This window comes from Peribacillus sp. P4_C12, from assembly GCF_056402095.1.
Genome location: NZ_JBFUIB010000135.1, coordinates 1 through 8,743, shown reverse-complemented (window position 1 = coordinate 8,743; position 8,743 = coordinate 1). Strand labels below are relative to the sequence as shown.

Sequence of the window (8,743 nt, the reverse complement as noted above, 5' to 3'; positions counted from 1 at the left end):
CCATCATCGTTTCGAGTGTTAGCCCGATTGCTGATTCGGCCTTAATCATTTTTTTTGCCAGACCGTATAACCCAAAGGTCATGGCCAAGACTAGAGAGACCCAGGGGATCGTACCGAAATGAATACCAAGTATTAATACACCGATTCCGGCGAGTAGGAAAGACACAATCTGTGCCCCGCTCAATTTTTCTTTTAAGACTATTACTCCTAACAAAACACTGACTAGCGGATTGATATAATAGCCGAGGCTCGTGTCGAGAATCCGTCCTGAGTTAACAGCCCAGATGAACACTCCCCAATTAGCTGTAACAAGCAGTGATGCCGTAAGCAATGCGGCGAATAATTTGGGATTACCCATTATGTTTTTGACATAATCCAGAAACGCTTGCCATTTTTTCATGAAAATCAATAAAACAAGCATGAAGACGAAAGACCATAATACCCTCTGCGCCAAAATCTCTGTTGCACCGACTCCCTGAAGAAACTTCCAGTAAATCGGGACAACTCCCCACATCATATAAGAAAGGGCTGCATAGATCGCCCCTTCTTTTTGTTCATCCACTTTCATAACCTGCCTTCTTTCTAATTACATTCCTTTATCGAAATCCTATTAATATTTTGCTTACCTATTTCATGTTTTGCAACTGTTATTTTTTATCATACATTATTCGGTCGTCAATGACCGTCATGACAGCTTCAACTTTCAGAAGATCATCTGGCTCTATAGCTAAGACATCCCGGTTAAACACGGTAAAATCGGCGTCATATCCCTTTATGATCTGACCACGCCGGTTTTCAAGACCAATCGYAGCCGCACTGCCTTTTGTATAAAGCGCGAAAGCGTCATAAAGAGAAAGCCTTTCATCCATGCCGTACACTGTTTCATCATCACTGTTAATCTTTTTCCTTGTAACAGCTGCATGAATCCCCAAAATTGGATTTAATGGTTCAATCGGTGCATCTGACCCTCCCGCACAAATGATCCCCAGCTTCAAATACGTTTTCCAGGCATAAGAGGATTCCAATAATTTTGCTGAAACCTTTTCTTCGACCCATGGAAAATCGGACGGTACGAAACCTGGTTGGATATCAAAGATGACCGGTAGTTTTGCGGCACGCTCCAAGAGTTCTGGGCGAACAATCTGTGCATGTATAAGCCGGTCCCGAAGACCCTTTTTAGGTGGAAAAGCTTCAATCGCATTCAGGACATAATCAAATGCGAGATCACCAATGGCATGAACAGCAATTGGCATATCAGCCTGCCTTGCTTTTTGCACCAATTCCTGTAGTTCCTTTTCAGTGAAAATAGCCACACCATTCGTATCCTTTTGATCTTCATAAGGCTCACTCAACAGGGCCGTATGTCCTCCTAATGAGCCATCGGTAAATATCTTCATACTATCGAATTTAATATATCGGGTGCCTTCTTGATACCGCCCACCGGATGCCAGCATCTCTTCAAATGCTTGGTGATGAACGAGCAAATTGGCACGAAAGGTCATGTTTCGGCCCTCAATGACCGATTTAAACGCCTGATAAGTCGGCATGAAGCCATTGTAGTAAAAAAGATCCTCTGTATGCCCACCAGTCAAACCAAGCTTATATGCGTCTTGTATGGCCTCTGTAAGCGCGTTTTCGATATAGCCCTGGTCAATGCCGGGAAGACGGTCTAACACAAGGTTCTGGGCCTGATTTTCTTTAAACAAACCATTTAGACGTCCATCGGGATAACGGCAGATTACTCCGCCTGACGGTTCTTCTATTTCTTCTGTAATCCCTGCTTCTAAAAGGGCACGAGAATTAACGACCAGGGCATGACGACATACCCGTTTTAAAACGATTGGATGCTCTGTAGATATGGCATCTAGTTCATCTCGTAGAATCAATTCAGAACTAGGCCATTCATTTTCATTCCAGCCCTCAGCAACAATCCACTTTCCAGCCGGTGTTATTTCGCACTTTTTCTTTACGGAACTCATGATGGATTCCCGGCTATTCATCAAAGAAAGGTCTAAACGGAGCAGTCGTTCACCATGCCCGACCAAATGAAGATGACTATCTACTAATCCCGGCAGCATAGTTTGTCCTTTTAAGTCGATTTCCCTGGAAATATTGTCAGCATATTTTTCTTTTATATAGGCAACCCTGCCGGTATCAACGATCACACCATTGTCAGTGAAGACTGCCTCCACTTGATCTTCTTCTTTTATCATCGTATAAATCGACCCATTGAACCATAACGTTCCCATCCCCGTTTTACACTCCTTATTAAATGTTTCGTAATATGCAGTAAGTGTAACATCTCATTTCATGAATTCCCATATTTTTGATTTTGAAAAATCCTCTGTTATTAAAAAAACGCCAGCCGGAGGGCTGACGGTAATGATTTTGATTTAATTATTAAGAAGTGCCTCTTCTCTTTTCCTTAAATCTACTCGTTTGATTTTGCCGGAGGTCGTTTTAGGAAGTTCTTCTAAAAATTCAATCTTCCTTGGGTATTTATACGGCGCTGTCAATTCTTTTACATGCTTTTGCAGTGTCTTGATTAAGTCTGGGCTGTTCGGATCTATTTCGTCTATTAACACGATGTACGCTTTAACCACATTTCCGCGTATTTCATCAGGACTGGCTATAACAGCACATTCTTTCACATATGGATGTTTAACGAGTGCATCTTCTACTTCAAATGGTCCAATGGTATATCCAGAGCTGATGATAATATCGTCAGAACGACCTTCAAACCAGAAATAGCCTTCTTCATCCATTTTCGCTTGATCGCCAGTTACATAGTAGTCACCACGGAATTGCTTCGCTGTTCGCTCAGGATCTTTAAAATATTCTTTAAAGAGAGCAGGTGTATTTACATGCACTGCAATATCCCCTACCACACCAGGAAGACAAGGCTTACCGGTATCATCAATGATTTCTACATGGTTGCCCGGAGTTGGTTTGCCCATTGAGCCCAGTTTAATTTCCATGCCTTTTGTTACACCTACCAACAGTGTGTTTTCAGTTTGTCCATATCCATCGCGGACTTCGATATGAAAATGGTTTTTAAAAACCTCAAACACTTTTTGGTTTAAAGGTTCCCCCGCTGATACAGCACTATGAAGATCGGATAGATTATAGTCGTCAAGGTTATCCACCTTGGCCATCAGACGGTATTCTGTTGGTGTACAGCATAGCGCATTCACTTTGTAGTCCTGCAGCAACTGTAGATATTTTTTCGCTTCAAACTTTCCGTGATAAGCAAGGCCAGTTGCTCCTGTGCCAAGAACCGCCAAAAACGGACTCCAAATCCATTTTTGCCACCCAGGTCCAGCCGTTGCCCAAACCACATCTCCTTCACTAATGCCCAGCCAGTTTGCTGCAGACGTTTTCAGATGGGCATACGCCCATCCATGTGTGTGGACGACTCCTTTGGGATTTCCTGTTGTTCCGGAAGTATACGATAAGAAGGCCATATCCTCACTCTTTGTAGCTGCCATAGGCAGCTGATCAGATTCCGCGTCAGCAAGCTCATTCAAATCAAGCCAATTCTCCATTTGTTTTCCAATTGAGAATTTAAGAAGGTTTTCCGCTCCCTTTACTTCCTCAAATTCATGAGTGTATTCATGATAACTAACAATTCCTTTTACATCACCGTGATGGATTCGAAACTCCAAATCCTTAGCACGGAGCATTTCAGAACATGGAATGACAATCATGCCGATTTTTAAAGCGGCTAAATACACTTGATAAGCTTCTACTAAACGTGGGATGATGATAAGGACGGTATCACCTTTCCCAAGCCCCTTTTTCTGGAAGGCATTCCCGATTTTATTTGCACTTTTTAATAAGTTCTCATATGTAAGTTGTTTTTTATCTCCGGATTCGCTTTCCCAAAGTACAGCAACTTTTTCTGGATTTTTTGCAAAATGTTCCATTTCACTCACTAAGTTGTAATGTTCCGGAGCTAATAAATCTTCACGTTTCATTTTCTTCCCCTCCAATTAAGAACTCTTAGTACCTACTCATTATACAAGATACTCCTCTGATATTTCTATGTATTTTTACAAATAAATAAAGAGAGCGGGTTTAGAACCCGCTCTCTGTAGCCATATTTATTAAATTATCGTTTGTATCCTCCGCCTAATTGTTGTTCAGCCATTTGAACAAGGCGTTTTGTGATTTCTCCACCAACTGAACCGTTAGCGCGAGATGTTGTGTCGGCACCAAGCTGTACGCCGAATTCTGTAGCGATTTCGTATTTCATTTGTTCTAGAGCTTGTTCTACTCCAGGTACCAATAATTCGTTTGAGCTGTTGTTGTTTGCCATGTGTTTTTCACCTCCTTGTGATTATAGAGTGTGTTAAAACACATGGCTTCATTCGTACTTATTTATTGGTAATTGTAGGATATTAAAATAAGTCTTCCATTGCTTCTTCATTATCGAATGTCTGCCCCGGTGTAACAGTCAAAATTTCTGTGTCAGACACCGCTTTTGCAATTAACGATTCGAAGTCAACAAAGCTTTCATAGTAATTGACTTTTTCACGTTTCGGTTTAGTTTTTGGACTTGCTGGCGTAAAGACCGTGCAACAATCTTCGTATGGAAGATTGGAAATTTCAAAGGTATCGAGCTCTCTGGCAATTTTGATGATTTCCGTTTTATCCATAGTAATCAACGGACGTAGAATCGGTGTATTCGTCACCTCATTGATGGCATACATGCTGCTCATCGTCTGACTCGCTACCTGTCCAAGGCTTTCACCGGTGATCAGTGCCATTGCTTCTTCTTTTTCACGGATTTGATCGGCTACTCGCATCATTAAACGACGAGTTGTCGTCATAGAATAGTTCTCTGGAATTTGTTTTTGAATTAACAGCTGAATTTCCGTAAACGGAACGATATGCACTTTCATGCTGCCATTTATCTCAGCAAGCTTGCCGGCCAAGTCAATTACCTTTTGACGTGAACGCTCACTTGTGAAAGGAGGGCTGTAAAAATGGATGGCTTCTACATCCAATCCACGTTTCATGGATAGGAATCCGGCAACAGGGCTATCAATCCCTCCTGAAAGCATCAGCATTGCCTTTCCGCTTGAACCAAATGGAAGACCACCAGCTCCCTGAATGATCTCACCCGTTAAATACACTGCTTCGCGTCTTACTTCAACAAGCAGATTCAAATCCGGATTTTTTACATCCACCTTTAAATCTTCCGTGTTGCGAAGCAAATGGCCGCCAAGTGCTCGGTTAATTTCATCGGTATTGTATGGAAAGTCTTTATCTGCTCGTTTTGTCGTGATTTTAAACGTGCCCACTTCTTCAAGAGTATGATTAAGATAATATAACGCAGCCGTTTTCATCACTTCTAAATCACGTTCAATTTTAATCGCAGGACTTAAAGACTGGATGCCAAAAATTCCTTTTAACCGTTCAATGACGGGCTTATGGTCGACCCCGTTTAAGAGAACATACATCCGTTCCCGATTGGCTGTAAGCACAACGCCCTCGATATCCTTTAAACTCCAGCGGATATGCGCCTTCATCTTGTCCACAAAGCCTTTACGGTTTCTTTTTTTCGTAGAGATTTCGCCATAGCGAATAATTATATGATCAAATTTCATTTTGCAACCCTCATTATTTTTTCTAAATTAGCGACTATTTTCTGTATCGCCGCCAGAACTTTTTCTGCTTCTTCCATTTCATTGCTATAGGTAGTACTGATTCGGATAACACTTTCGGAACGAGCTTGATTATGGAACATTGCATCTACCGTTTTGCTTACCGTTCTCTTTTTCGAAGAGCAGGCACTAGTCGTCGAAACATATATCCCATCCGCTTCCAGAGCATGAAGCAATACTTCTGATTTGAGTCCCGGAACGGAAAAATTCAAAATATGAGGTGCTCCCTCTTCAGGACTGTTAACTAGTACTCCATCTATCTCTTGCAAACCTTTATATAAATATTTATTGATTTGCTGTAGCTTATCATGATACAGCAACTGGTTGTTCATACTAATACGGAAGGCTTTTGAAAGAGCGACGATTCCCGCGACATTTTCGGTACCGCTCCTGATTTTCGTCTCTTGATTGCCACCGTGAAAAAGCGGATCAATCCGGACGCCATCACGTATGTAAAGGATACCTGTTCCCTTTAAGCCGTGAACTTTGTGACCGGATATGGTACATAAATCCACATTAGCATCACGCAGTGAAAGAGAAATCTTTCCAGCCCCCTGAACGTTATCAACATGGAAGAGTACCTGTGGGTATTCCCTCAACAATTTTCCAATTTCAACAATTGGTTGTATCGAGCCCACTTCGTTATTAACATGCATAACGGATACTAAAATGGTATCTTCTCTTAAAGCATGTTTGAGATCTGCTAATGCTACCTGACCATATTCATTTACAGGAAGATAAGTAATTTCATATCCCTGTTTCGTTAATGAATGGCATGCATCTTCTACAGAAGGATGTTCAATTGCTGTCGTGATAATATGTTTCCCTCGGTTAGCATGTGAAAAAGCGGCTCCTTTAATCGCCAGGTTGTTTCCTTCTGTACCCCCGGAAGTAAAATAAATTTCCGAGCTTTTCACCTTTAATAATTGAGCAATCTGTTTTCTTGCAGCAGAAAGCAATTTTTCTGACTGAACCCCAAGCCCGTGAAGCGAAGAGGGGTTGCCAAAATAGTCAGTTGAAACCTTTATGAAAGATTCAATCACTTCTGAATATGGTTTTGTTGTTGCACTATTATCAAAATAAATCATGGGTTCACCTTCCATGTTTTTGTATCTATGATGGTCATACTTCTATATGTCGTTTCAAATGTTGTTGTTGCGACTTCTAATATTAACATAGTTGAAATTGAAAGAGAATGTAAAACGCTGGTCAAACACCTGTGAAAACATGAAAGGCCAGTTGTATAGATATTGTCTTAATAGACATTGATTATATTTTCTTCTCAAAACTCGTTCTGCAAGAAATCTATCACGTTTCACGCTTTTTTTAGTCAATATTTTGGATAACGAATATGAAGTTATCTTAACTTTATGTGTTTCTACCATTAATAAAACACACGAAAAAACCCGCCATAGCGGGTTTTCAGGAAAGAACTTCTTCTATATTCTCTCCAATTTTTTGTAAGCTGCCTGGATCGACCTTTTCTATTGCCGCGGCTGCTGTTTCCAATGCAGCTTGATATTCATAGCTGTGGAATTTCGCTTCAGCTTCTCTTAAGCTATCGGCAACGGTAGCGTGACTGCTGCGGTAGCGATTTCCGAATTGAATCACTTTTTCCGCTAAATACATATGCTCAACTAGCTCTTGTGCCTTTTCGTAGACCTTGTTAACCTGTTTGACTGCTTTTTCTAAAAAGATATAAACAGCTGCCATTTCAAGCGGCTTTTCTTCAAGTTTGTTATGAACGTCATCTATGCTTTCTTTTGCATCAGAAAGCACCACTTTATACTCTTCAGGTAGACCAGGGATATTACTTTTTGCAATTAAACGGCTTGTATCAACCATTTTCCGTTTCAACTCCGCCAGTGAATCACGTGCATCCATTTCATCTTTTCTTAAAGCTTGTAATTTAACAGAAAATTCCTTCTGGTATTCCTGCAATTCGTTCAACTGTGCCGCAAGCCCTTGCATCTCTTCACTGATAAGCGAGCTTGCCATCACATTATCCTCCATCTTCAAGACAAGCAATTGATGGCGTTTCGAAATCTGTACAATTTGCTTTTCCATTTTCCGTTGTGCATCCAACTCATTTTCAGTTAGATGATAGGTGTGTTGAACATGTATAGTCTCAACTTTGAGTTTATCGTTTTCATATTCAAGGTCACTTATCGTTTTCCTGAGGACTTCATCATTTTTCAAGACATACTGTTTGGAAAGCACTTCTTTCTCCAGAAGGTCATAAAGTACGTCAATACTTTCACGCATCTCTTTAATCCCTTTATCAACAGCTTCAGTTTCGGCATTTTCCAATTGTGTTTTATATAGATCCAGTTCTTCTTCAAGCCGTGAAATCTCCTGCTCGAATTGGATATGACTTAACAGATACCCCTGTCCGGACATTTCCTCATATCCATCTTTTAATTCATGAAGTTGAGAATGCAGCTCGGATTGACTATCAACCAATAATTTTGGAAGCATCTCCATTTTAGCAGATAAGACTGCAAGCTTTTCCTTTATGGAAAGTACAAGCTCCCTAGCGTTCAAATAATTCCCATTTTCAGTTTCTTCTTCATATTTTTGAAGGATCTGCAGTACTTCATCCAAAGAGGCCTCTAGCTTTTCAGCAGCTTTCCCATAATTATGGCGGTGTGCAAGCAATGATTTCTTTAATTGACGGTAGGATTCTTTAATATCCTCAATTTCTATTCTATTCTTTTCCTCACTGCCTACAAGTTCATTTAATTCGTAAAGAATCTTTTTAATCATTTCTTCAATTTCATTCAGCTTGACAGTAATTTTCCGCTGTACCTCTTTTGAACGGCTGAAACGGTATTTATCAACAAGCTCCTCGGCATCGAATAAAAGCTCCTCGACTTCCGGCATATGATCCGTGATGATAGCGTCCCATTCAATACGCCAGTTTTCAAACATTTCCTCTGTTTCACCAGTCATGTTCAATTGTTTGACCTTAGAAAGCTCTTCTAGCACGGGGCGGTGCATGATGCTTATTTTCCAGGATTCCAGACGATCAATCTCTTTAAAAAATCTCTTTTTGAAAAAATAACCCCAAATAA

The 8,743-nt window shown here is 40.7% G+C and carries 7 protein-coding genes; all 7 read right to left on the bottom strand.

All coding sequences use genetic code 11. The features are described from left to right. On the bottom strand, positions 1-568 hold a 568-nt coding region (gene rarD, locus AC1DUW_RS15965), incomplete at its 3' end, for an EamA family transporter RarD (RefSeq protein ID WP_477642942.1). Between the two features lie 79 nt (positions 569-647). Continuing rightward, entirely contained in the window at positions 648-2,249 is a 1,602-nt protein-coding gene (locus AC1DUW_RS15960; RefSeq protein WP_477642941.1) for an amidohydrolase, read from the bottom strand. Positions 2,250-2,393: 144 nt separating this feature from the next. After that, entirely contained in the window at positions 2,394-3,977 is a 1,584-nt protein-coding gene (gene mbcS, locus AC1DUW_RS15955; protein WP_053347307.1) for an acyl-CoA synthetase MbcS, read from the bottom strand. 134 nt (positions 3,978-4,111) lie between these two features. Next, a complete protein-coding gene (locus AC1DUW_RS15950; RefSeq protein ID WP_053347308.1) occupies positions 4,112-4,318 on the bottom strand; it encodes an alpha/beta-type small acid-soluble spore protein in 207 nt (68 codons plus the stop codon). Positions 4,319-4,400: 82 nt separating this feature from the next. Then, a complete protein-coding gene (thiI, locus tag AC1DUW_RS15945; RefSeq protein ID WP_053347309.1) occupies positions 4,401-5,612 on the bottom strand; it encodes a tRNA uracil 4-sulfurtransferase ThiI in 1,212 nt (403 codons plus the stop codon). Next, complete coding sequence (locus AC1DUW_RS15940) at positions 5,609-6,757, bottom strand: cysteine desulfurase family protein (protein ID WP_053347310.1); 1,149 nt, start codon at positions 6,755-6,757, stop codon at positions 5,609-5,611. The genes thiI and AC1DUW_RS15940 overlap by 4 nt, the downstream gene beginning before the upstream one ends. Positions 6,758-7,091: 334 nt before the next feature. Beyond that, a partial coding sequence (gene ezrA / locus AC1DUW_RS15935; RefSeq protein ID WP_477642940.1) for a septation ring formation regulator EzrA occupies positions 7,092-8,743 on the bottom strand: 1,652 nt, incomplete at its 5' end.

Coding starts and splice junctions, on each gene's coding strand:
- mbcS (WP_053347307.1), bottom strand. CDS start 3,977: ATGAAACGTGAAGATTTATTAGCTCCGGAACATTACAACTTAGTGAGT.
- AC1DUW_RS15950 (WP_053347308.1), bottom strand. CDS start 4,318: ATGGCAAACAACAACAGCTCAAACGAATTATTGGTACCTGGAGTAGAA.
- thiI (WP_053347309.1), bottom strand. CDS start 5,612: ATGAAATTTGATCATATAATTATTCGCTATGGCGAAATCTCTACGAAA.
- AC1DUW_RS15940 (WP_053347310.1), bottom strand. CDS start 6,757: ATGATTTATTTTGATAATAGTGCAACAACAAAACCATATTCAGAAGTG.